Annotated in this window: 20 protein-coding genes; 10 read left to right on the top strand and 10 right to left on the bottom strand. The window is 63.1% G+C overall.

Features of this window, described 5'->3' with window-relative positions:
* Positions 1-5 precede the first annotated feature (5 nt).
* The 5 genes from AWB77_RS09800 to AWB77_RS09780 all read left to right on the top strand — a co-directional run bounded on the left by AWB77_RS09800 (position 6) and on the right by AWB77_RS09780 (position 4,759).
* Positions 6-860 (top strand): class II aldolase/adducin family protein, encoded by an 855-nt coding sequence (locus AWB77_RS09800; protein WP_061134230.1) that lies wholly within the window; start codon positions 6-8, stop codon positions 858-860.
* 72 nt (positions 861-932) lie between these two features.
* Complete coding sequence (locus AWB77_RS09795) at positions 933-2,255, top strand: MFS transporter (RefSeq protein WP_061134229.1); 1,323 nt, start codon at positions 933-935, stop codon at positions 2,253-2,255.
* 102 nt (positions 2,256-2,357) lie between these two features.
* A complete protein-coding gene (gene ppnP, locus AWB77_RS09790) occupies positions 2,358-2,678 on the top strand; it encodes a pyrimidine/purine nucleoside phosphorylase (protein WP_061134228.1) in 321 nt (106 codons plus the stop codon).
* 217 nt (positions 2,679-2,895) lie between these two features.
* A complete protein-coding gene (locus AWB77_RS09785) occupies positions 2,896-3,912 on the top strand; it encodes a type IV toxin-antitoxin system AbiEi family antitoxin (protein WP_061134227.1) in 1,017 nt (338 codons plus the stop codon).
* A complete protein-coding gene (locus AWB77_RS09780) occupies positions 3,890-4,759 on the top strand; it encodes a nucleotidyl transferase AbiEii/AbiGii toxin family protein (RefSeq protein ID WP_061134226.1) in 870 nt (289 codons plus the stop codon). Before AWB77_RS09785 ends, AWB77_RS09780 begins: the two co-directional genes overlap by 23 nt.
* Here AWB77_RS09780 and AWB77_RS09775 read toward each other — a convergent pair.
* The gene (locus tag AWB77_RS09775; RefSeq protein ID WP_061134225.1) at positions 4,756-5,772 is read right to left on the bottom strand and encodes a 1-aminocyclopropane-1-carboxylate deaminase; all 1,017 of its coding nucleotides are present in this window, start codon (positions 5,770-5,772) and stop codon (positions 4,756-4,758) included. The two genes, AWB77_RS09780 and AWB77_RS09775, sit on opposite strands and share 4 nt — an antisense overlap.
* A 152-nt stretch (positions 5,773-5,924) precedes the next feature.
* Between AWB77_RS09775 and AWB77_RS09770 the strand changes: the two genes are divergently transcribed.
* The 3 genes from AWB77_RS09770 to AWB77_RS09760 all read left to right on the top strand — a co-directional run bounded on the left by AWB77_RS09770 (position 5,925) and on the right by AWB77_RS09760 (position 10,367).
* Complete coding sequence (locus tag AWB77_RS09770; RefSeq protein ID WP_061134451.1) at positions 5,925-6,452, top strand: Lrp/AsnC family transcriptional regulator; 528 nt, start codon at positions 5,925-5,927, stop codon at positions 6,450-6,452.
* An 83-nt stretch (positions 6,453-6,535) separates the two neighbouring features.
* On the top strand, positions 6,536-8,896 hold the full coding sequence (locus AWB77_RS09765; protein ID WP_061134224.1) for a penicillin-binding protein 1A: 2,361 nt from the start codon (positions 6,536-6,538) through the stop codon (positions 8,894-8,896).
* Positions 8,897-9,191: 295 nt separating this feature from the next.
* Positions 9,192-10,367: a GDSL-type esterase/lipase family protein gene (locus AWB77_RS09760; protein WP_061134223.1), complete on the top strand. Its 1,176-nt coding sequence runs from the start codon at positions 9,192-9,194 to the stop codon at positions 10,365-10,367.
* A 71-nt stretch (positions 10,368-10,438) separates the two neighbouring features.
* Here the strand turns inward: AWB77_RS09760 and AWB77_RS09755 are convergent, their stop codons facing one another.
* On the bottom strand, positions 10,439-11,647 hold the full coding sequence (locus AWB77_RS09755; protein ID WP_061134222.1) for a glycoside hydrolase family protein: 1,209 nt from the start codon (positions 11,645-11,647) through the stop codon (positions 10,439-10,441).
* Positions 11,648-12,749: 1,102 nt separating this feature from the next.
* On the opposite strand from AWB77_RS09755, the gene AWB77_RS09750 reads away from it, so the two are divergent.
* Together AWB77_RS09750 and murJ are read left to right on the top strand one after the other, a co-directional pair.
* On the top strand, positions 12,750-13,325 hold the full coding sequence (locus tag AWB77_RS09750; RefSeq protein ID WP_061134221.1) for a serine O-acetyltransferase: 576 nt from the start codon (positions 12,750-12,752) through the stop codon (positions 13,323-13,325).
* A 212-nt stretch (positions 13,326-13,537) separates the two neighbouring features.
* Positions 13,538-14,923, top strand: a complete 1,386-nt coding sequence (gene murJ / locus AWB77_RS09745) for a murein biosynthesis integral membrane protein MurJ (protein WP_061134220.1) — start codon at positions 13,538-13,540, stop codon at positions 14,921-14,923.
* Positions 14,924-14,927: 4 nt separating this feature from the next.
* Here murJ and AWB77_RS09740 read toward each other — a convergent pair whose 3' ends face one another.
* From AWB77_RS09740 to AWB77_RS09705, 8 genes are all read right to left on the bottom strand, one after another.
* A complete protein-coding gene (locus AWB77_RS09740) occupies positions 14,928-16,862 on the bottom strand; it encodes an acyltransferase family protein (protein WP_061134219.1) in 1,935 nt (644 codons plus the stop codon).
* Positions 16,863-16,988: 126 nt separating this feature from the next.
* The gene (locus AWB77_RS09735; protein WP_061134218.1) at positions 16,989-18,002 is read right to left on the bottom strand and encodes a polysaccharide deacetylase family protein; all 1,014 of its coding nucleotides are present in this window, start codon (positions 18,000-18,002) and stop codon (positions 16,989-16,991) included.
* Positions 18,003-18,007: 5 nt separating this feature from the next.
* The gene (locus AWB77_RS09730) at positions 18,008-19,081 is read right to left on the bottom strand and encodes a hypothetical protein (protein WP_061134217.1); all 1,074 of its coding nucleotides are present in this window, start codon (positions 19,079-19,081) and stop codon (positions 18,008-18,010) included.
* A 58-nt stretch (positions 19,082-19,139) separates the two neighbouring features.
* Positions 19,140-20,159, bottom strand: coding sequence for a hypothetical protein (locus AWB77_RS09725; RefSeq protein WP_061134216.1), 1,020 nt, complete (start codon positions 20,157-20,159; stop codon positions 19,140-19,142).
* Positions 20,159-21,322 carry a glycosyltransferase family 4 protein gene (locus AWB77_RS09720; protein ID WP_061134215.1) on the bottom strand — a complete coding sequence of 388 codons (1,164 nt, stop codon included), beginning with the start codon at positions 21,320-21,322 and terminating at the stop codon, positions 20,159-20,161. The genes AWB77_RS09725 and AWB77_RS09720 overlap by 1 nt, the downstream gene beginning before the upstream one ends.
* A gap of 13 nt (positions 21,323-21,335) precedes the next feature.
* Entirely contained in the window at positions 21,336-22,502 is a 1,167-nt protein-coding gene (locus tag AWB77_RS09715) for a glycosyltransferase family 4 protein (RefSeq protein ID WP_061134214.1), read from the bottom strand.
* Positions 22,499-23,569, bottom strand: coding sequence for an SDR family oxidoreductase (locus AWB77_RS09710; protein WP_061134213.1), 1,071 nt, complete (start codon positions 23,567-23,569; stop codon positions 22,499-22,501). Before AWB77_RS09710 ends, AWB77_RS09715 begins: the two co-directional genes overlap by 4 nt.
* Positions 23,562-24,773, bottom strand: coding sequence for a glycosyltransferase family 4 protein (locus AWB77_RS09705; protein WP_061134450.1), 1,212 nt, complete (start codon positions 24,771-24,773; stop codon positions 23,562-23,564). The genes AWB77_RS09710 and AWB77_RS09705 overlap by 8 nt, the downstream gene beginning before the upstream one ends.
* Positions 24,774-24,806: the final 33 nt, after the last annotated feature.

The following is a 24,806-nucleotide window of genomic DNA, read 5'->3' as shown; positions in this document are numbered from 1 at the left end:
AAAAGATGAGCGACGTCATGGAGAATCCCGCGAAGACCGACGAGCAGTCCATCGACCTCAAAGGCCGCGTGTCGATTTACCAGCCGGAGCAGGAAGGCCTCGTCTTCCCCGAGCTGCCGACGTTTTCGAGCCACGCAGAGCATCGTCAGTACTTGAAGGAGCATCTCGTCGCCGCGTGCCGTGCGTTCGCGCTGCAAGGCTTCGATTACGGTTTCGCGGGTCACCTCACCGTGCGCGATCCGGAGCATCCGTCGCTTTACTGGACGAATCCGATGGCCGTGCACTTCGCGCAAGTGAAGGTCTCGAACCTGATCTGCGCCGATCACCGGGGCAACGTGGTGGAAGGCAACTACGCGATCAATCGCGCGGGCTTCGTGCTGCACGCCGCCGTGCATGAGCAGCATCAGGACATCGTCGCGATGTGCCACGCGCATACCGTCTACGGCACGGCGTTCGCGGCGCTCGGCAAGCCGCTCGTTCCGATGTCGCAGGACGCGTGCGCGTTCTTCGAAGACCACGTCGTGATCGGCGATGAAGCCGGCAAGGTCGCCGTCGAAGTGAAGGGCGGCAACAAGGTCGCGAATGCGTTTCAGGGCGTGAAGGCCGCGATCCATCAGAATCACGGCCTGCTCACGGCGAGCCGTCATAGCATCGATTCGGCGGCGTTCTGGTTCATCGCGCTCGAGCGCTGCTGCCAGCAACAACTGATGATCGAAGCGACCGGCATCGCGCCGAAGCTCGTGCCCGAAGACCGCGCGCGCTATAGCCGCGAGCACGTGGGCAGCGACTACATCGGCTGGCTGCACTTCCAGACGATCTGGAACGATCTCGTCGCCACGCAGCCCGACATGTTCGACTGACCGCTTCATCATGCAGCACCTCGCCTTCGCAGAAAGGCGAAACGTCACCCCTATAAGATTGGAGACATTTCCATGAGTACGTCGAGACATGCGTTCCCGGCGTCGCCTGAGTTCGAGCGCGCGGACCGATCGGAGTCCGCGCTCTATGCGAAAGTGACGTGGCGCCTCATTCCCTTGCTGTTCCTCTGCTACGTCGCGGCTTATCTGGATCGCGTGAACGTCGGCTTCGCCAAGCTGCAGATGCTGAAGGACCTCGGCTTCAGCGAAACCGTGTATGGACTGGGCGCGGGCATCTTCTTTATCGGCTATTTCATTTTCGAAGTGCCGAGCAACATCATCCTGCACAAGGTCGGCGCGCGGCTCTGGATCGCACGCGTGATGATCACGTGGGCCATCATCTCCGCCGCGATGATGTTCGTGCAGACGCCCACGACGTTCTATATCCTGCGCTTCCTGCTCGGTCTCGCCGAAGCGGGCCTCTTTCCCGGCGTGATTCTGTATCTGACGTACTGGTATCCGTCGGCGCGGCGCGGCAAGATCATCGCGATGTTCATGACGGGCATTCCGATCTCGGGCGTGATCGGCGGTCCGCTGTCGGGCTGGATTCTTCACGCGATGAGCGGCGCGCACGGTTTCGCGGGCTGGCAATGGCTCTTTCTGCTCGAAGCGATTCCGTCGCTCGTGCTGGGCTTCGTCATCATCTTCCTACTCGACAAGGGCATCGAGCAGGCAAAGTGGCTCACCGCCGACGAGAAGAAAGTGCTCGCGGCCAACGTCGCGGCCGATGCGGACGGCGTTGCATCGCACTCGTTCAAGGACGGCTTCACGAACCCGATGGTCTGGGCACTGTCCGTGATCTATCTGTTCTTCATCATGGGGCTGTACGGCGTGGGCTTCTGGCTGCCGACGCTCATCAAGGGTTCGGGCGTGAAGGACCCGTTGATGATCGGCTTTCTGACGACGCTGCCGTATGCCGCCGCCGCGATCTCGATGATCGTCGTCGGACGCAGTTCGGATGCGCGCCGCGAGCGCCGCTGGCACGTCGCGGTGCCGGGTCTGATCGGCACGGCGGGATGGATCGCCGCGGTGATGGCGGGCAGCGGCAACGTCACGCTGGCGATGATCGCCCTCACCGTCGCAACGATGGGCGTGATGACGACGCTATGCCAGTTCTGGTGTCTGCCGACCGCGATCCTCGCCGGCGCGGCCGCAGCGACGGGCGTGGCGGTGGTGAATTCGTTCGGCAATCTCGCGGGCTTCATCAGCCCGTACGTGATCGGCTGGATCATCGACAAGACGCATTCGACGGACCTCGGCGTGTACACGCTCGCGGCGTGTCTCGCGATCGGCGGATTGCTGGTTCTGCTGTTGCCCAAGCGGCTCGTGAACCGCTGATGCGTCTTGCACCGGTTCGAGAAAGGCGATGCGGTGTGAGCCGCATCGCCTTTTTTGTATGATGGCGGACCATCCCTCGCAACCGTCCAAAGGACCATCGTCATGACCGCAGCAACGCAGTTCGATCAGGTTTCCGTCATCAAGCGCGCAAACGTCTACTTCGACGGCAAGTGCGTCTCGCACACGGTTCTCTTCGCCGACGGCACGAAGAAAACGCTCGGCGTGATCCTGCCCGGCACGCTCAACTTCGGCACCGATGCGCCCGAACTCATGGAAGTGCAAGCCGGCCAATGCCGCATCCGCCTCGACGGCAGCGACGAGTGGAAGACGTATCGCGCGGGCGAATCGTTCTCGGTGCCGGGCAAGAGCCGCTTCGATATCGAAGTGACGGAAACGCTGGATTACGTTTGTAGTTATCTTTGATTGAGGCGTGTGAGGAACGTATGCGGATCTCGGCGATGAGATCCGTTTTTCGTTCAAATCCGATGCCGTTTAGCGATTCCGAAGCGTTGAACGCACGCATCGAAGAACACCGCATGGTCTTATTTCGCGGTGCTGCCTGACAAGATCGACGTCCGTCCAATTTTTCATCCCGTCCACGTTTCGTGTACACTGACCAAAATTGGACATTCTCCTGCCAATGCTCCCGACCGACCCACTCGTCGAAGCCGCTGCAGCCGCATTCACCGAGGCCACCGGCTTCGCCGCGCGCCGCCTCAGGCCGCCCGCACGCGGCAACTACGACGCCGCCATCGAATTGCGCATCGGCGGCACGCGCATCAAGCGCCCGGTCATCGTGCGCGACAACATCGACAGATTCAGCGCGCTGTCCGCGTTCAGCGCATCGGCCGCGCAACACGGCGGCGCGAAACCCGCGCTCGTCACCCCGTATCTCTCACCCGACATGATCCGCGCATGCCGCGAGCTGAACGTCGATGCCTTCGATCTCGCTGGCAACGCGAGCGTCGTCGAAGGCGATAGCGTCGTCGTGATCGTCTCGGGCCGTCCGCGCATTGCGCACGGCAGGGCGCGCCGCTCGAAAACGTGGACGAAATCGACACTGCGCGTCACGCTCGCCCTGCTCGTCACGCCCGCGCTGCTGCAGCGCGGCTATCGCGATATCGCGCAACACGCGGGCGTCAGCCACGGCACGGTGCAAAACGCCGTGCGCGCGCTCATCGATCATCGCGATATATTCGAGCAGCCCGACGGACGCGGCCTGCAACTCGCCGACAAGGATCGCCTCATCGACGAATGGGTGACGCTGTATCCGCGGCAATTGCGCGAGTCGCTGCTGATCGGGCGATATCGCGCGGAATCGAACGACTGGTGGCGCGACATGCCCGATCTGCCAGGCGAATGCCAGTTCGGCGGCGAGCCGGCCGCGGCGATCCTCACGCAATACCTGAAGCCTGCGACCGTCACCGCCTATTGCGCCGACGCGCCGCCGCGCGAATGGATACGTGCGGCGCGCTTGCGGCCCGATCCCGCCGGAAACGTCGAATTCCTGCGCGCGCCCGTCGCGCTCGCGCCCGTCGATGGCCTTCCGCCCAACGTCGTCGCGCCGCTCATCGTCTATGCCGATCTCGTCGCGAGCGGCGATCCGCGCAATCTCGAAACCGCCAGGATGCTGCGTGAACGCTACCTCGCCGCTTGAACTGCTGCCGCATCGCCCGCTCGCCAGCGTCTTTGCCGCGATGCTGCGCGAAGTCGTCGCCGCGTCGCGAGTGACGAACATCGCGTGGTTCGTCGGCGGCGCGAGCGCGCGCGACATCCTGCTCACGCACGTTCACGACATTCCGTCGACGCGGGCCACCGCCGATATCGACATCGGCATCTCGATTCAAAGCTGGAGCGGCCACGACGCGCTGCGGCGCGCCCTCATCGCATCGGGACATTTCACGGCGCCCAAAGGCTCGGCGCATCGGCTGAATTTCAGCGCGCCGCAAACCGGCGAGCGCACGTGGCTCGATATCGTGCCCTTCGGCGGCGTGCAGGACGCGCAGGGCGAAATCGCCTGGCCGCCGGATGGATCGGTGCGCATGAACGTCGCGGGTTTCCGCCAGGCGCTCGATGCTGCGCTCGCCGTGCGCGTCGCACAGGATCTCGTCGTGCCGGTCGCGTCGCTGCCCGCGCAGGCGATGCTGAAGATCATCGCGTGGCAAGACCGGCACGCATCGGACCGCAAGGACGCGATCGACCTGCTCTTTCTGATGGCGCGTTACGCGCAAGCCGGCAATCTCGACCGCCTTTATGCCGATGCCTTCGATCTCGTCGAGCGCCACGGCCACGATCCGGATATCGCGGGCGCCGCGCTGCTCGCCCGCGACACGGCCGCGCTCGCCGATGAAACCCTCCGCGCGCAAATTCTCGCCATCCTGCGCCCCGGAGACGCCGCGCCGCCGATTCTCACGCACATGCTCGGCACGCGCATTCCGGTTTTCGAAGCCGAAACCGCCGAACACGTCGCCGCTTTGTTCGACGCATTCCGCGACGCGTTTTAACCGTTGCGGAACAGATAGCTGTACGCGTTGAGCGCCGGCACGCCGCCGAGATGCGCGTACAGCACCTTCGAGCCTTCCGGAAACTCGCCGTCGCGCACCATTTGGATCATGCCGTCCATCGATTTGCCTTCGTACACGGGATCGGTCAGCACGCCTTCGAGCCGCGCGCACAGACGGATCGCCTCCAGCGTGCCTTCGCTCGGCAGGCCGTATTCGGGACCGCCGAAACGCGTATCGAGAATCACGTCGTCGCGCGTGATGTCCTGGCCGAGATCGACAAGCTCCGCCGTGTGCTTTGCGATGCGCAGAATCTGCGCGTGCGTCTGTTCCGGTTTCGCCGATGCATCGACGCCGATCACGCGCCGCGCGCGCCCGTCCGCCGCGAAGCCGACGATCATGCCCGCCTGCGTGCTGCCCGTCACCGAACACACGACGATGTAATCGAACTTGAAACCCAGTTCCGCTTCCTGCGCGCGCACTTCCTCCGCAAAGCCGACGAAACCGAGCCCGCCCAGCGGATGCTCCGAGCAGCCGGCCGGCACCGGAAACGGCTTGCCGCCTGCCGCGCGCACGCTTTCCATCGCGTCCTGCCAGCTTTTGCGAATGCCGATATCGAAGCCATCGGCGACGAGGCGCACGTCCGCGCCCATCATTCGCGACATCTGGATATTGCCGACGCGGTCATAGACGGCATCGGAGTAGTTGACCCAATTTTCCTGAACGAGCACGCACTTCATGCCGAGATGCGCCGCGACCGCCGCGACCTGGCGTGTCTGGTTCGACTGCACGCCGCCGATCGATACGAGCGTGTCGCAGCCTTCCGCGATCGCCTCGGGAATCAGGTATTCGAGCTTGCGCGTCTTGTTGCCGCCGAACGCAAGGCCGCTGTTGCAGTCTTCGCGCTTCGCATACAACTCGACCTTGCCGCCGAGATGCGCGGAAAGGCGCTTGAGCGGCTGAATCGGCGTCGCCCCGAAGGTGAGCGGATAGCGGGGAAAACGTTGCAGGTTCATATCGGCATCCTCGTGAAGGTGGGACTGCATGCACTGAATCGTAGAGATTCTCGTGAACCACCGGGTTGCGAAAAAAATGGCTTCGGCCTAACGTCTTCAATCGGATCGAATTTCTTGCAAACTTTTATTCCGAAAAAAAGTGGAACGACGCAATGAAAATAACCGGAACATCTCCGAACCCGCATCCAGCAAGCGTTCAGACCGATCGCGTCGATCGCGCGATCCTGCGTCAGTTGCAGCGCGATGCGTCGATCTCGAACGTCGCGCTCGCGGAGAGGGTCAATCTGAGTCCACCCGCGTGCCTGCGGCGCGTCGAGCGGCTGCGCGAAGCAGGCCTCATCCGGGCGACCGTCGCGCTGCTCGATCCGAAAGCGCTCGATGCCGGCATGCTCGTGCTGATCGGCGTGATCCTCGACCGTTCGACGCCCGACTCCTTCGACGCCTTCGAGAAAGCCGCGCAGAAAGTGCCCGGCTGCATGGAATGCCACGTCGTCACCGGCGAATTCGATTTCTTCATGCTGATCCGCACGCGCGACAGCGAGAGCTTCAACCGGTTGCACGCCGAAAAGCTGCTCTATCTGCCGGGCGTGCGGCAGATTCGCACGTTCGTCGTGCTGCGCGAAGTGCTCTCGACGACGGCGTTTCCGATCGGCGAGTCGGCGGGAACGCGCGCGGTGTAGCGTCGGCGACACTTTTGCGAAAGACCTGCTGAAAAATTACGCTACGATTCAGGGTTTTCCATGTCCAGGCATCCCGTTTCGTTGTGACCGCGTCTGAATTCAAAGCCTGGGCCAAGGCGCTTCTGGCTCGCCTCGCGTCGCGGCTGCGTCCGCATCTGCGCGCGCGCACGCTGCTTCTGTTGCCCGCGCTCCTTCTTATATATGTGCTGGTGCTGATCCCGTTCACGCCCGGCATCCGCGATATCCGCCGCGCCAAGGTCGATCAACCCGCGCAGATCTATTCCGCCGACGGCAAGCTGCTCGCCGAATTCAAGCCGACGCATCGCGAATGGGTGAGCCTCAAGCAGATCTCGCCGCAAGTCATGGACGCGCTCATCGCGACGGAAGACCGGCGCTTCTATCAGCACCACGGCATCGACTTCCGGCGCACGGCGGGCGCGGCGCTGCGCACGTTCTCCGGCGACCGGCAAGGCGGCTCGACGCTCACGCAGCAGCTCGCGCGCAACCTGTATCCCGAGGACATAGGCCGCTCGCAAACGCTCACGCGCAAGCTGAAGGAAGCGATCACCGCCTTCAAGATCGAAGCGCTCTATTCGAAGGACGAGATTCTCGAGACGTATCTGAACACGGTGCCGTTTCTCTACAACGCGTACGGCATCGAAATGGCCGCGCGCACGTACTTCGACAAATCCGCCGGCCAGCTCGACGTGCTCGAGAGCGCGACGCTCATCGGCATGTTGAAGGGCAACAGCTACTACAACCCGGTGATCAATCCGGAGCGCGCGCTCGACCGGCGCAACATCGTCCTCGGGCAGATGGTGAAGTTCGGCCACTTGCCGCCGGCGAAGCTCGACGCGCTCAGCAAGCGCCCGTTGCGCATCGACTTCGAGCGGCAGACGGAAGAGCCCGGCCGCGCCCCGCACTTCGCGCAGCAGTTGCGCAAATGGCTGATCGGCTGGGCCGACGACAACGACTACAACATTTATTCCGATGGCCTCGTCGTGCGCACGACGATCGATTCGCGCCTGCAATCGATGGCGACGAACGCGCTCGCGCTGCAAGGCAATCAACTTCAGTCGATCGCCAATGCCGCATGGGGCGGCCGCGCCGGTTGCGCGAACGCGAACGCCGATCTCGGGCACGCGTTCATCCGCGAGACGGATGCGTATCGCGCGATGCGCGCGAGCGGCGCGAACGACGCCGACGCCATCAGGAAGCTCGCGTCGGATCGCCCGTTCATGCAGGCGCTGTGCGAGAACAAGACGCGCGTGCAGGCCGCGTTTCTCGCGCTCGATCCGCGCAACGGCCAGATCAAGGCGTGGGTCGGCAGCCGCGATTTCTCGCAGGATCCTTTCGACCACGTCGCGCAGGCGCGCCGCCAGCCCGGCTCGACCTTCAAGCCCTTCGTCTATGGCGCGGCGTTCGAGCGTGGCGCGAAGCCGACCGATACGATCGTCGATCAGGCCGTCGAAATCCCGATTCGCGGCGACGAAATCTGGCGTCCAGCCGACGACGCGCCGCCGTCCGGCCGGCCGGTGAGCCTGCGCGACGGCATCGCCTATTCGAAGAACCGCATCACCGCGCAATTGATGGAACAGGTCGGGCCGGGTCGCGTTGCGCGGCTCGCGCGCGACATGGGCGTGCGCGACAGTCATCTCGACGTGGTGCCGTCGCTCGCGCTCGGCACGAGTCCGGTCACGCTGAAGGAGATGGTGTCGGCGTACGGCACGATCGCGAACGACGGCAGCTATATGGAGCCGCTGCTCGTCACGCGCATCGAGAACAAGGACGGCGACGTGCTCGCGCAGTTCGAGAGCACGCCCGAACGCGCGCTGCCGGTCGATGCGACGCGCAAGCTCGTCGATGTGATGCGCGACGTCATCAATCGCGGCACGGGCACGGCGATCCGTACGCGCTTCGGCATTCGCGCGGACGTCGCGGGCAAGACGGGCACGACGCAGGACAACGCGGACGGCTGGTTCATCCTGATGCAGCCGCAGCTCGTGGCGGGCGCCTGGGTCGGCTTCAACGACAGCCGCGTCACGCTGCGCAGCGATTACTGGGGACAAGGCGCGCATAGCGCGTTGCCGATCGTCGGCGATTTAATGCAGCGTGCGCTGCGTTCGCATCTCGTCGATGCCCGCGCGCGCTTCGATACCCAGGAAACGCCGGGCATGTGGCAAACGATGCTCACGCGCGTCGAAAGCTGGTTCGACGAGACCTTCACGAAAGCGCCGAAGCCGTCGAAGCCGAAGACCGCGCAGACGGCATCGCAGCCAGTGCGTCCGAAGCGCGCGCCAACCGGGCCGGCAGCCGAAGTGACCGAGGACGCGCCTCAGCCGCCCGTCTTCACGACGATGCCGCCGATCCTGCCCGCGCCCGCCGAAAGCGCGAGCGACCCGGCGACGGAAGCGCCAACGCCCGCATTGGACGCGCAGCAGTAACGTTCGACGCGTCCCGCGCCTGACGCGGGCGCAAAACATCGGCGGTTAGTTGCGCGAAGGCATTTCGAAAGCCGCTTTACGCTCATACGAGCGGCCGCGTACAGAGCGCGCGCGCAAACGGTGCTTCGATTCACCAAGGCGGAACAATCACGACAAGATTTCGCCGCGCACACCGGCGCGCTGTGGCCACACGCGCCTGCCAAAAGGTCTCGCATCCGCGAGACATCGAACTCATACCCGGCTGGTTTCGGAGAACAAGTTGAACAAGCGATTTCCCCGCCTCAGGCGAGCCCTCGTGGCCACCGCGCTCGCTCTGCCGCTCGCATCATCCAGTTTCGCGCAGAACATCAGCGCGACCTTGCCGTGGACCGGCACATGGAGCACCGCGCCGATGATCACCGGCGACGGCGGCTTCAATAATCAGACGATCCGTCAGATCGTGCACACGAGCATCGGCGGAACGGCGCTCGGCGTGCAGTTTTCGAATCAATACGGCAACGAGCCGCTCGTGATCGGCGACGTGCGCGTCGCGTTGCGCGCGGGCGGCCAGCGCACCGTCGCGGGCAGCGACAGGGCCGTCACCTTCAACGGTCAGTCCTTCGTCACGATTCCGCCCGGCAAGACGGAGATGAGCGATCCGATCGCGTTCGCGGTGCCGGCGCAGTCGGACATCGTCGTCAGCGCGTATTTTCCGCAACAGACGCCGATGGAAACGACCGGCCACGCCGAAGGTTTGCAGGACGTCTACATTGCGCCCGGCGACGTGAGCGCCGACACGGAATTCCGCGGCGGCGTCGTCAACGCGCTCGGCGCGCAGTCTTACTACTTCCTCACCGACGCCGTCGTGCAGAACGCCAATGCGACGGGCGCGGTGGTCGCGTTCGGCGCATCGATCACGGACGGTATCGCATCGACGCCGAACACGAACGGCCGCTGGCCCAACCTGCTCGCCGCGCGTCTGCAGCAGGCGGGCATGACGATCGGCGTGCTCAATCAGGGCATTTCCGGCAATGACTTCTTCACGAACGATTCCGGCGATGCCGGCCTCACACGCTTCGCGCGCGACGCACTCGACAAGTACAACGTGAAGTGGGTCATCGTTTCCGACGACGCCGTGAACAACCTGATCGGCCACGCGCCGCCGACCGCCGCACGCCTCACCGCCGCCTACACGCAACTCACGCAGAGCGCGCACGCGGCGGGCGTCGGCGTGATCTGTTCGACGCTCACGCCGTTCGAAGGCGTGTCGTCGTGGACGGCGGACATCGAGGCGACGCGCGCCGCGGTGAACGCGTTCGTCGCCACGCCCGACAGCGGCTGCGACGCCGTGCTCGATCAGGCCGCCGCGCTCGGCGATCCGGCGAATCCGCCCGTGATGCGCGGCGCGTACGACAGCGGCGACCATCTGCATCCGAATCCGGCGGGACTGCAGGCGATCGCCAACTCGGTGAATCTCGGCTGGTTCAAGTAAGCCGCGCGTCACAGCGAAAAAACGCCATGCGGGAAAGCATTCCCGCATGGCGTTTTTCATTGCATCGCCGCTTACGACTTGACGATCGTCGGATTCTGCACGTTGATGCGCGGACCGTTGTTGTCCCACTGCTCGACGATCAGCGGGTACTTCCACTTCGGATTCGTGCTGCTGATCTGGCCATTGACGATGTAGCCGTCGAGCGACAGACCCTGCACCGCGAACGAACCGCCGGGGCTCGTCGTATCGACGTGGTTGTTGATCGCGATCGTGACCGTCTTGCTGATCGGACCCGGCAGCGAGCCGAACCACACGTTGATGCCGCCGCCCTTGCAGTTCGCCGTCGTCGGGCTGTTGATCGTGATGCTCTTGAACACGGCCGAGTTGTCGTTCGGCTCGAAGTCCAGACCGCACGCCGGCGCCGTGCCGTTGATGTTCTGCCACACCGGGCTGTTGAACGTGATCGTGTCGCCCGAGATGATCGACACGCCCTGACGGCGGCAGCCGTCGGCCTTGTGGTTGTCGACGACGAGGTTGTACGTCGGCGTGTTCTTCTTGCTCTGGCTGTCGTTGATGTAGATGCCGTCGCCCCACGTGTTGATCGTCGTCGGCGCGATCAGGTGCACGTTCTGCGCGCCGATGATCGAGAAGCCCATGCCGTGCTCGCCGCCCGAAGCCGAGTTCAGCTCCTTGCTGCCGTCGAGGTACGCGTTTTCGACGATGACGTTGCTCACGTCTTCGATGAGCATCATCTGGTAGATGTCGGCGTTGTGCGGCAGCAGCTTGATCGAAGCGCCCGACGCGAAGCGGATGTGCGTGTTGGTGCGCAGCTTGAGGCCGGTCGTGTCGATGCGGACCTGGCCCGAGATCAGGAGAATCTGGCCGACGGAGCCGTCGATCGCGGCCTGCAGCGCGGCGCGGTCGTTGGTCTTGCCGTCTGCCTTCACGCCGAACGACGAAGCGGCGATGGTGCCTGCGGTGCTGGTGCTGGCGGCGCTCGTCGAGCTGGCCGCGGCCGGTGCGCTGGCGCTCGTCGTCGTGCTAGCCGACGATGCCGAGCTTGCGGGCGTCGCGGTCGATGCGCCGCTCGTGTTGCGGCGTCTAAAGCGGTCGGCGACCGCATCGGGCGCCGCGCCGTCGCCGCCGCCGCCGCATGCGGCGAGGACGAACGCGCCGCTACCCGCGATGAGCGAGGTCAGCAGCTTGCGACGGGTTGCGATACGCGAGTCGACGACGGAGTTGTTTGCCTGGGTGTCTGCCTGAGTGTTGTTCGAAAGCATTGTCTTTCCAAGATTGGTTGTGCGTTGTCGACGGGCGAACCCGTTCATGCGACATCGGCCGCACGCAACGTTTCTTTATGGATAAGAGATGACCAACGCTAATAAGCAGGCGCAAACGATTGCGCCGCTCAGCGCTCGACAGCCGCACACGGCGACTCCGAAAGGCATCTCGGCGAAAAACGGATGACTCGGGATCGGATGAAACCAGTAACCGGGAGAACCCATCACCCCGTACTCGATCGGTCCGCGAACGGTCTGAAAGAGCACTTAAGTCCGACGGCATGAATTACCGTCTTTTTTAAATCCTACAGATTGTTACGGTGTATTTCTACCCGGCACTTGTTACAGAATGTACGCTTGTAACTTTTTATTTTGTGTTTTCGAAACTTTAATGCGGAGCGTTTTCCGTTTTGAAGACTGAAGAGAGAAAAAATCTACGTGCTTTTTAAAGTTAATACGGTAGATGAATAACACCACTTTAAACCGCATTCGATATGACGATAAATATTCTTCAGAAGAATCGATTTTAACATTACGAACGTGCACGCGAAAAAAACGCGCCAGAACCCTGTGTCGCGCCCTGCAAGGCTTGAGCGGACGCCTTTCGTATGCCGAAACGCGCAAGAAACATCTGATTATTCCGCTTTATTTCCCATTCAGTCAGCCGCAATTCTTATTTAGAGCGCCAAAATGACCGCTTACAACGCTGCCCATACGAAAAAATTACAGTCTGAAATGTCCTCTTTCAGCCCTTAATGCTGTCCAGACCAATTTTGTAAGCGCAGCACTCAAAATTTTTTTAATCGCATGACGAAAGACCCTACAGTGCTTACCCTTATCGGGTTAATACGAATGTGAGTTTCAAACCCCTGCCGCCCGCGTCTGCGTTGGGTTCAAGCGATATTGCTAATAATCTGATTGAGGATAATCTCCATTCAGCAGACGAAATAATTCCGCGTTTCAGGCGGGCGACGCATCGCGCGTCGGTCATATGTTCCATTTCGCACCGAACGCCGGGCTGCAACGCATTAGTCTTCGGATAAGCATTGCCGACCGGCCCGAGGTATTACAAGAAATCACCAAAACGAACAGACGTGCCGCGATGAGAACCTTCGACCTGATCAAGAGCGACCTCTACCGCTACACCGGCGAGTACAGCCTCATGCTGCTTCTCGAGCAACTCGTGCTGAACGAAGGGTTCAACTACATGTTCTGGCTGCGGCTCGCGAGCGCGGCGTCGTCGCGGCCTGTGCGCCTCGTGCTCAATCACATCGTGCGGCTCAAGCAGCGCCGCTTCGGCTTCGTCATCAGCCCGCGCACGAAGATCGGGCCGGGCTTTTACATCAGTCATGTCGGCACACTCGCGGTCAATCCGACGACGGTCATCGGCGCGAACTGCAACATCTCGCAAGGCGTGACGATCGGCTCGAATCACGGCAAGGCCGCGACGATCGGCAACAACGTCTATATCGGGCCGAACGTCTGCATCGTCGAGAACGTGACCATCGGCGATAACGTCACGATCGGCGCGGGCAGCGTCGTGACGCGGGACATTCCGCCGAACGTGACCGTCGCCGGCTGCCCGGCCCGCATCCTGACCGACGACGCCTCGCTCGACCGTGCCGCGCGCTACATCGTGCGTCCGTGGCCGGCGGGCGTGTCCGTGGGCGCCTCATAGCCGCCACGCGTCGTCACGTACCGCCGCGTACCGTCCTGCACGCGCGGGCATCGGCGCTGCCGGGTGCCCCAGCGAACAGTCACGTCTGCCGTTTTCCTGCACGCTTGCCTCTCTCGCGCGAAAGGCCGCCGGCCCTCGCCCGTTTCAATCGCATGGCGATCTCGTTCTGAGGCCGGGCCACGCGGCGAGAAGCTTCATGCTGGAGAGCAATAGTGCTGAGCACCGCAGTGCAATCGGTTCGACGACGCCTTGGCGGAGTGCATCAGGATCACAAGCGAATCGCGAGAAGCGCGGTCGTTCTGCTGATATTCGTGATCGCCGGGAAGTGCATAGGCGCATCGAAGGAAATGGCGATCGCCTATCGCTACGGGATCAGCGGCACCGTCGACGCCTATCAGTTCGCGCTCACGCTCGTCACCTGGCTGCCCACGATGCTCACGAACGTGCTCGCGGTGCTGCTCGTTCCCACGCTCGTTTCGCTCAAGGAAGACACGTCGCAGCGCAACGGGTTTCTCGGCGAGCTCGAAGGCGCGGGGCTTGTCATCGGACTCGCGTCGTCGCTTCTGCTGTGGCTTTTCTGGCCATATCTCGCGAATGTGATCGCGGGCAGTCTCGCCGAATCCACACGCGACATGTGCCGCGCGATGATCATCAGCATGACGCCGGTCGGCGTGCTGACCTTCACGATCTGCATCTCGTCGGCGCGGCTTCAGGCGTCGGGCAGGCACATCAACACGTTGCTGGAATGCGTGCCGGCGATCGGCCTGCTCGTCTTCGTGCTCATCGCGCGCAACAACGAATCGATTCTTCCGCTCGTCGTCGGCACGTCGCTCGGCTTTATCGTGCAGGCCGCGTGGCTGCGCGTGCTCGCACGACGCGCCGACACCCTGCGCGCGATGCCGAGCGTCGCGATGCGCTCGAAGCAATGGCCGTCGACGATCCGCTCGATGGGCATGCTCACGATCGGCGCGGTGGTCGCAAGTCTGTGGCTTCCCATCGACCAGTATTTCATGGCGCGGCAAGGCGACGGCGCCATCGCGACGCTAGGCTACGCGAGCCGGCTGCTGTCGCTCGTGCTGAGCATGGGCGCGCTTGCGATCACGCGCGCGACGCTGCCGATCCTCGCGGAGATTCTTCATCGCGGCGATCATGCGCGGGCGCGCAGCACCGCGCTCAAGTGGTCGGTCATCATGACGATGCTCGGTCTCACCGGCAGTCTCATCGCTTATGCGCTCGCGCCGTACGTCGTGAAGCTGCTCTTTCAGAAGGGCGCGTTCACCGCCGACGACACCATCGCCGTCACCACGCTCTTTCGCTACGGTCTGCTGCAAGTGCCGTTCTACTTCGGCATGTGCGTGCTCGTGCAGTTGTTCGCGAGCGAAACGCGCTATCGCGCGATCTCGGTGATATCGGTGATCGGCTTCGCGACGAAAATCATCGGCAACATCATTCTCGTGCGCATCTACGGCGCGCAGGGCGTGCTGCTCGCGACCGGCGCGGGCGCGATCGCCGTGCTCGCGAGCTACATCTTCTGGACGCGCTTCGCGCCGCCCTTCACCGGCAACGGTCCGCAAGCAGGCACGGACGCGCCGCAATGAAGTCTCAACCTTGCTCGAACACGCGCCGGAACATCGGCACGAGGAAGCGGTTGCCGTATTCGCTCATGTGATGGAAGTCGGAGTACAACGGACGACCGTCGTGCGAACCCATGCATCGGCCGTCCGGGCACAGGTAGGGGCGCGGATCGAGCAACTGGATGCCGCATTCGTCGTGCGCCTCGCGCATCGCGCGCAGCAATGCGCCGTTGCGCGCGACATAGTCGGACATGCTGATCGACAGATCGGGCGCCTTCGGGTTCTTCATCTTCTCGCGCGCGAGCGTGAGCGGCACGTTGAAGTCGAACTCGGGAATCGGCTCGACGAGATAGACCGGGCGAATCTTCGAGATCCGGCACACCGTCGACAGCAAATGCTCGCGATACTGCTCCGTCGAAAACGGTGTCGATGTCTGCGCCGGCTGCTCCGGATTGACGAACGTGAAGTCGTCCATCGTCGGGCCGGACCAGTATTGCGACCAGTGATTGGCGATGATGACCGGCGTCTTCGCGGTGGGATCGCGGCTCAGGATATCGATGTACTTGCGGTCCTGATCGAAGCAGTCGCCATTGCCGCGGCGGATGCCGTAGATCGTCGGGCAGCCCTCTATCGTGATGAGCAGGACATCGTCCGGCTTGCCGTTGGGCACGGCATCGACGACCGCTTCGGCGATCGCCTCCGCGTGACTGTCGCCGAGCACGACCACGCGGCTCTGCTTCTGCCGGTTCGCGACATCGCACGGATCGATCATCATGTGGCACTTCGTGCGATGCGGGTTCGTGTCGTAAGTCTCGCTATCGGCGATGAACACCGAACGGTCGAAACGGTTCGGCACGCCCTGGCTCGCAAAGATGCTGCCGCCGCCGATCGCGAGCAGCAGCGTGAACGCGAGGATCGGACGCAAGGTCATGAAGCTCGGGAACGCACGCGCCTCGCCGCCCGACGCCTTGCGCGTCTTCGACTCGACGAGCGCATACGACAGATAACCCATCGCGAAGCCGCCCGCGATTGCCGCGACGCGCCAGTGCAGCGAGCCTTCCTTGTCGAAGTACGTGAGCGCGACGACGAACGGCCAGTGCCACAGATAGACCGAATACGAAATCTTGCCGATGAACTGCGCGAGCGGATTGCCCGTGAAGATCGAAGTCTTGCGGCCCGCAAGAATCACGAGCGACGTGCCGAGCACCGGAACGAGCGCGAGATAACCCGGCCATGCAATGTCTTCGTTGAAGGTGAACGCGCCGTAGACGATCATCGCAAGACCGGCGAACTCCATCGTCCGTCGAACGAGCCTGCGCGGCGTCACCGGAAAGAGGAACACGAGACCGCCCGCGATCATCTCCCATGCGCGGGTGGGCAGCAGGAAGAACGCTGCGGTGGGCCATTTGGTCGGATCGGAGAGATAGACGCACGCCGCGAACGACACGATGGCCGCAACGATCAGCGCGATCACCGTGCCGCGCTGACCGAAGAGCTTGCGCACGAGCAGAATGCCGAGCGGATACAGCAGATAGAACTGCCATTCCACCGACAGCGACCACGTATGCAGAAGCCACTTGAGATGCGAGCGCGTATCGAAGTAACCCGCTTCCCGCCAGTAGACGATGTTCGAGAAGAAGCCGAGGCTCGATCCCGCCGCCTTGCCGAACGCGCGGAACTCAGACGGCAGGAACACGAGCCAGCCGAACACGCCGAGCGCGAAGCAGAGAAACGCGAGCGCGGGAATGATGCGCCGCGCGCGATCGCCATAGAATTCGAGCACCGAGAACGTGTTCTTCGACAGGCGCCTGAAGATGATGCTCGTCATCAGGTAGCCGGAAATCACGAAGAACACGTCGACGCCGAGAAAGCCGCCTTTGAAGCCGGGCACGTCGAAGTGGAAAAGGACGACCGCGAGAACCGCGAACGCGCGCAGGCCGTTTATGTCGTTACGAAAGTTCATCGCGCTTCCCCCAAAACTCTTTTTATGCCGCGCGCGCGCAGGCGCGATGCGATGGCTGTCGCCAAGGCATCGCGCCCGCGGTGCGGGTCGTTTTCTAGCGTCTTGTGACTTCTGATTGCTGCTTGATCAAACGGACAAACCGAATTCCATTTCCGCAAGCCCGGTCTCTTGCGATTGCGTCGCCCGCGCGACTTCCGCCATCGTCGCGGGCTGCATGCCGTAGGTCTCTCTCAAGTACACGTGATGCTTCAGCACCGCTTCGAGCACCGCGATGTTTTCTGCGAGATTCGCACCGAAGTTATGCGGATGCCACCACAGATGAAACGAGCGCCCCGTGCGCGCCGCCGATGTCATCGACTGCTTGATCCGATGAATGCGCAACCATTCCAGCGCGCGCTTGTTGTGCGCGTAAGGACGCAGGAAGCGGCTCGAACGCACGTCGACGAGTCCGCGTGAAGACGCGCGCGGCTCGAACGCGTGATCGCCCGAAAGGTTGACGTACGCATCGGCGAGACGCGCCGCACGGCGCAGCGCGGCTTCATCGGCGCGCGCTGTCTCGCGATACATCCAGTTGCGCTCCGTGCCGCGATACGCGATGAGCCCCTGCTCCGCGCACACCGGCAGATACGCATTGTTCACCTGGTTGCGCGGAAACACGATGCTGGCGGGCGGATCGGCGAGACGCCGGATGGACGCGACGGATGCTGCCATATCGGCGGCGAACTGCGCCTTGTCCTGGCCTTTTTCGAGCGCGTAGTAATGACAGAACGTGTGGCTCGCGAGCTCGCTGCCTTCGGTGTCGACGATCTGGCGTGCGAGCGACAGACCGTAGTGATACGGATCGCTCTTTTCGCTATCGCCGATCGAGTCGAGATAACCGTTCGTGTACGGGCTCAGCTTCGCGTCGGTATAGGTCGGCCGCACGTCCGGCAGATTCGCGAGCAGGTCCTTCTTGTTATCGAAGAGCAACATGCCGACGGTCGCCCACGTCGCCTTCACGCGATGCTTCGTGAACATCGCGAGCATGGCCGGAATCGCCTCGCGCACGCCGAGGATGTTCTTGCCGTACGTGGCCACCGTGCGATGGTCGCGCACGCCCCACATCAGTTCGAAATCGAGTGAGATCAGGAAGTAGGACATCGTCGTCAGGGCATCAGGAAGTAGTGATAGACGCCTTCGAAATAGCTCTTCGTGGCATCGGCGGCAACGGCTACGAACACGCCGAAGGTGATGACGAGGACCATCGCGTTCTTGAACTTGATCTCGGGCGCGAGGAACGGCAGCAGGAGCGGCACGCAGTACCACACGCGGCCCTTCGCGAACGGGAACACGAAGAACGCAACGATGAGATACACGAAGAGGCCGACGTGCATGATGGAAAGACGCGTGAATGCGCGCTGACGTTGCGTGTCCTGCGAACGCCACGTCGAATAAAGCACCATCGCCGATGCCATCGTGTAGAAGAACAGCAGCGACAGCAGCTTGATCGTGAAGTTTTCCTGATAGCCCGAGTATTCGTCGATACGACGGCCGCCGTAAGTCGCGAAGAGAAACTTCGCTGCCGACGCGAGCACGATCGCGACCGCGCTCACCGCGACGAGCGCGCGCGCCTTCTTCTGCTCGCTGAACAAACCGGCCGTCAGCAGGAACGCCGTGGGCACCGCGAACGTCGTGTGCACGAAGCTCGCGAGTCCCATGCCGAGCGTCGGCTTGTTGAAGCGGCATGCGAACAGCATCGCGATGGCGAGTCCGAAGCCCTGACGGATCTGGAACAAGCCGACCGTTGCGAGCGCATATGGAATGACGAGCCACAGGATCAGGCCGACGAGCGGACGGCGCGTCTGCAGCAGCGAATACATGACGACGATGTTGAGCAGCACGACCGTCGTGCGGATGCCGCCTTCGGGCGTGACGCCGAACGCGTTGAGAAAGATGACCCACGAACGCCAGCCCAGCTCCTCGGTGATGAGGCTGATGAGAAAGCCCATGTCCGACTCGCGGTTCTGATAAAACTGCACGAGCCAGTGCCAGTCCGTCGAGCGGAAATACTGGATGTACGCTTCCTGGTCGAAGATCAGTCCGACGCTGCGCTCGCGAAACGCGAGGATCGCGAGCGCGGTTGCGGCCAGCACGAGAAACGCCCATCCGGACGGCGTCATGAAGTACGCGAAACCGGTCATTCGTCTGACGGGTGCGCTTTGCTGCGCCGTATTGTTCATTGTCGTTGCTTGCATCGTATTGGCCATTTGCGCTTTATTTATTGTGTGGGCGCGGCTTTCAGGGCACGAGCCTCAGGTTGGTGACGACGATCTTCGGTCCTGCCTTGTCGTAATCGATACTCTCCACGGTCGACATCTTCGGACTTACCCACGTCGGCGAATGACTCGCTATCTGACCCGACACCGTGCGCCCCTTCAGCTTGAGCGAGGACACGGCGAACGCGGCATCGCTCGCGCCTTCGTCGCGATGATTCATGATGCCGATATCGACATGCTTGGGCATCGGCCCGACGATCTCCTCCAGCCAGACGATGATTCCGTACCGGCAATTGCGCGTCGTCGGATTCACGATGCGGATGTTCTCGAGGATGTCCGCGTTGCTGTTCGGCTCCGCGTCGAATCCCGCTTCCGGCTGCGTGCCGCCGATGTTCTCCCACAGCGGATTCTCGAACACGATGTTGCGTCCGCTGATGATCGACACACCTTGTCTGCGGCAGCGGTCCGCGTGATGATTCACCACGCGAATGCCGCTGCTGTACTTGAAGCCGACGTTGTAGCTGTTCGCGATGTAGATGCCATCGCCCCAGCAGCCGACCGTCTTCGGCGAGATGAGCGTGACCTCCGTGCTGCCGGCAATCGAAAAGCCCATGCCGTGACCGTTCTCACGCAACTCCGGCTTCGCCGCGTTCAACTCCTTGCTGCCGTCGAGCACCGCGTTCTCGACGAGCACGTTGCTCACGTCCCACAAACGAAAGATCGAATAGAACGACGTATCGTGCGGCAGCAGCTTGATCGACGCGCCCGGCGCGAAGCGAATGTGACTATCGCGCCGCAGGTCGAGCCCTTTCTCGTCGATACGGCACCTGCCAGTGATGACGAGCGTCTGATCGACCGACTGATCGATGGCTCTCTGCAGCGCGACGCGGTCGTTCGTCTTGCCATCGCCCTTCACGCCGAACGATTTGTCGATGACGACATCGCGCTTCTGCGACGCGCGCGCACCGATGCCCGCGACGCCCATGCCACCGGCGACGGCGCCCAACAGCAGCGAGTGGATCACGCGTCGCCGGCCCACCATTACGCCTTCTCCCCCGTGACTGCGCGCGGATAAGCGGTGCCCTTGCCTTCGCCGCCACGCGAGCGTGCGCCGAGTTGCGCGAAGATCGCATCCCACTGGCGCAGAATCGCCGGCGACGAATAACGCTGCCGGACCGATGCCGCCGCCTTGCGGCCAAGCTCGGCACGCAACGCTTCGTCCGACATCACGCGGCGCAAGGCGTCGATGAGCGCCGCCTTGTCGCCGGGCGGCACGAGCAGGCCGTCCTGGCCGTCGCGCGTGAGTTCGCGCGGGCCGCTCTTGCAATCGAACGCGACGGTCGCGAGTCCGAGCGCCATGCCTTCGAGCATCGCCATCGGCAAGCCTTCATACCGCGAAGACAGCACGAACGCATCCGAGCGCGCCATTTCTTCCCACGGCGTGGTCGTCTTGCCTGGCATCAGCACGCGCTCTTTCATCTTCAGTTGCGCGATCTGCGCTTCGAGCACCGCGCGTTCCGGGCCTTCGCCCCAGATCCACAAATCCCAATCGGGGAACTCGGGAGCGAGCGTCGCATAGACATCGATCAGAAGATCGAATTGTTTTTGCGTGTTGAGACGGCCGACCGCGACGAGGCGCTTGCGCTCGCTTTTCTCCACGCTCTCGGGCTGCAACAGCAACAACTCGTCCGGCAGCGGATTAGGCACCACTTCGATGCGCTTGACGCGCGGCACCATCTTCCTGAACGACGCTTCCATGTTGTCCGTGAGCAGCGTGAGCAAGTCCGCGCTCGGATAGACGAAGCGGCACATCTGACTCATGAGCTGCGAGCGGCCATCGGCGGACGGATCGATGTGCTCGGCCGCGATCACCGGAATGCCGAGACCGCGCGTCGCGAGAATCGTCGTGATGTTCACATTCGACAGGAACGACACGACGACATCCGGCGCGCTTTCGCGGATCAGCGAACGCAGCGCGCGAAACCGCGCGGGATATTGCAGCATGCGTGCGCCGGCCTTCACGCGATCGGCGAGGAAGATGCAGCGCACGTTCGGCGCGAGCGGATAGAAGCACGCGCCACGGCCGCTATACGTGATGACGAGCGTCACCGTATCGCCGCGCTGCGCCCACGCATTGACGAGCGAAGCCGCGACGCGCTCGGCGCCGCCGCTTCCCATCGAACTGACCACGAGCATGATTTTCATGGGTGGCGGCTCCTTATCGTCCGGCTGCGGGAACGCGCAGCTCCGCGCGATGCGGCACCTTCGCGCCGGACTCTTCGAACACTTCCTGCCACAGCGCGATGGTCTTCGGCAACGCGAACGTATCGTTGACGGAGCTCGCGCAGAGCGCCATGCGATGACGCTCGGCCTCGTCCTTCATCAGCGATTCGAGCGACTTCGCGAGCGCCCCCGCATCGCCGACGGGATTCACGAGCAGGCCGTTCGTGCCGTGCGTGACAATCACGCGCGGGCCGGAATCGCAGTCGTAGCTGACGGCCGCGCAGCCGCTCGCCATCGCTTCGACGAGCGTCATCGAAAAGCCTTCGTAATGCGAACTCAGCACATAGAGATCCGCGCGCTCGTACCAGTCCGCGACGTTGCCCGCGCGGCCCGGAAGGAAGACGCGGCCATGCAGCTTCGCTTCGTCGACACGTCGTTCGAGGCTCGCGCGCGCCTGACCTTCACCGACGATCACGAGATCCCATTGCGGCAGTGCGCCGGCAATCTTCCTGAATGCGTCGATGAGGCTGTCGAAACCTTTCTCGGGCGACAGGCGTCCGACCGCGAGCAGCAGCTTGCGGTCATCCTTCACGACACGCTTCGGCTCGATGACCGGATTCGTTCTTGCGATGGGCAGCGTGAACGGCGGCGGAATGACCTTCACGTCCGTGCAGCGGCAATGCGTTTCGATCCACTCGCGCGTTTCGTCGGTGAGCGCGACGACCTTGTCCGCGAAGCGATACGTCAGGAGCCGCAGACGTTCCCAGAACGGCGTGAGCGGCGCGCGCGGCGGATGCGTGTGCTCGCTCGCGATGATCTTGCACGGCAGGCCGATGCCCGCGAGCACGGCGAGCACGTTGGCCGTCGCCATGACGCCGAGCGCGACGGTCGGCCTGGTCTCGCGCAGCACCTTGCGGAACGCGAGCACGCGCTTCACGTTCGACAGCAGCGTGCGCACGAAGCCGCCGCCCTCGACACCGCCCGCGAGTCCCAGCTCGATACGCTTCACGCCCGGATGGAACGGATAGACATCGCCGATGCCCGCCGTCAGCGTGACGACCGTCACGTCCCAGCCGAGCGCCGCCCACTCGTTCGCGAGGTTGGCGGTGACGCGTTCCGCGCCGCCGCCGTGCATCGAGTAGATGAAGACGACGATCTTCATGCGGGCCTCGTCGCCATGTCGGCTTCGGCCGGCACGCGCCGTTCCGACAGGAAGCGGATGTACCAGGGCATCGCGATCGCGAGACCATCCGCGAGCGGAATGGCGCTCGCATAGCCGAGCAGTTGCACGGCCTTGTCGACGTTGGCCTGCGAGTGACGCACGTCGCCCGCGCGGAACGGCGCGTACACCGCGCTGCCCTCATTGATGACGCCGTTCTCCGCGAGTTCGCGCTTGAGGCCGTCATAAAGCTGATTGAGTGTCGTGCGATCCCCGACCGCGACGTTGTAGACCTGATTGCGCGCCTGCGGCTCGGAGAGCGCGGCGAGGATGTTCATCTGCACGACGTTGTCGATGAAGCAGAAGTCGCGGCTCGTCTCGCCGTCGCCGTTGATCGTCACCTGTTCGTCGGCGATGAGCGCCGCGGTCCACTTCGGGATCACGGCCGCATACGCGCCGTCCGGGTCCTGGCGCTTGCCGAAGACGTTGAAGTAGCGCAGGCCGATCGCGTTCAGCCCATATGTGCGCGCGAATACCGATGCATACAGCTCGTTGGCGTACTTCGTCACCGCATACGGCGAAAGCGGCTGGCCGATGCGGTCCTCGACTTTCGGCAGGCCCGGATGGTCGCCGTAGGTCGAGCTCGACGCAGCGTACGTGAAGCTCTCCACCTTCGCATCGCGCGCGGCGACGAGCATGTTCAAGAAGCCGCTGATGTTGACTTCGTGCGTCGTGATCGGATCGTTGACCGAGCGCGGCACCGAGCCGAGCGCCGCTTCGTGCAGCACGTGCGCTGCGCCCTTCACCGCGGCGCGGCAATCGTCGAGATTCCGGATATCGCCCTCGACGAAGCGAAACCGCGCCCATTGCGCAGGGGTCACGACCGAACGCACTTCGTCGAGATTGCGCTGATGGCCCGTCGCGAAGTTGTCCAGCCCGACGACTTCCTGGTCGAGCTTGAGCAACGCTTCGAGCAGGTTCGAGCCGATGAATCCGGCAACGCCGGTGATGAGCCACTTCTGCGGATCGCGCGTCAGTTGCTGACGGATCGATTCGTAACGGTCAGACATGAAAGTCTCCAAATTTGCCGACGGGCGCGACGGGTTCGCGGCGCTCGTCTTCGATCGCGATCGAGGGCACCAGCTCGCGATACACGGCGAGGGTCTTCTCGATGACGATGCGTTCGTCGAAATTCTTCAGTGCCTTCTCGCGCGCGGCGAGACCGAGCTTTCTCGCGAGCGCGCGGTCGTCGTCGAGCTGGCGGATCGCATCGGCGAGCGCGCGTGCGTCGCGCACCGGCACTTGCAAACCATCCACGCCCGATTCGCTGACCACTTCGCGGCAGCCCGGCGCGTCCGTCGTGATGAGCGGCAGCGCGCAGCCCGCCGCTTCGATCAACGCTTTCGGCAAGCCTTCGCGATAGCTCGGCAGCACCATCACATCCACTTCGGTGAAGAGCCTGGGCATGTCGCTCACGTGGCCCAGCCATTCGACGAGCCCTTCCTTCACCCAGCCCTCGACCATCGCCGTGCTCACCGATGCCGGATTGCCGTCATCGGGCGAGCCTGCGAGAAGGAAGCGCACGGTGCGGTTCTCGCGCCGCAGCATGCGCGCTGCCTCCACATATTCTTCGATACCCTTGTCCCACACGAGGCGCGCCGCGAGCAGGATGCGCAGCGGCTTGCCCGCATCGTCCGCCGATTCTTCACGCACCTTGAAGCGCCGCAGATCGACACCCGATCCCTTGATGAGACGGATCGACTTCTTCTCCACGATGCGCGCGGCTTCGAACAGCTTGATGTCGTCCGGGTTCTGCAGGACGAGAATGCTGTCGCGGCCATTCAGCGCGGTACGCATCACCGAGCGCACGACCGGCTTCAGGATGCGCGCCTTGAGGTCGCGGCTCGTGAAGACATAGCCCATGCCCGCGACCGCGTTCACGCGCGCCGGAACGCCCGCGAGCTTGCTTGCGAACGAGCCGTACACTGCGCTCTTGATCGTGAAGCCGTGCACAAGTTGCGGCTTTTCGCGCTGGAAAAAGCGCGCAAGCCACAGCACGAGCGCGAGCTCGCGCAGCGGATTCAGGCTGCGCCGGTTCATCGGCACGGCATGCCAGCGAAAGCCCAGGTCACGCAACTTCGGGCCGTATTCGCCTTCCGGTGACAATAGAATGACCTCGAAACCCGCATCGCGCAGTTTGCGAGCGAACGAAAGCCGAAAATTAAATAGATACCAATCGGTGTTGGCGTACAGAACTACCTTGGGCATCTTCATTGCGAACTCCGAACCTCCGGTTGACATCGCCGC

Origin of the sequence: Caballeronia fortuita, from assembly GCF_001544835.2 — a bacterium.
GTDB lineage: Bacteria > Pseudomonadota > Gammaproteobacteria > Burkholderiales > Burkholderiaceae > Caballeronia > Caballeronia fortuita.
This window is presented reverse-complemented; position numbering and strand designations above follow the sequence as displayed.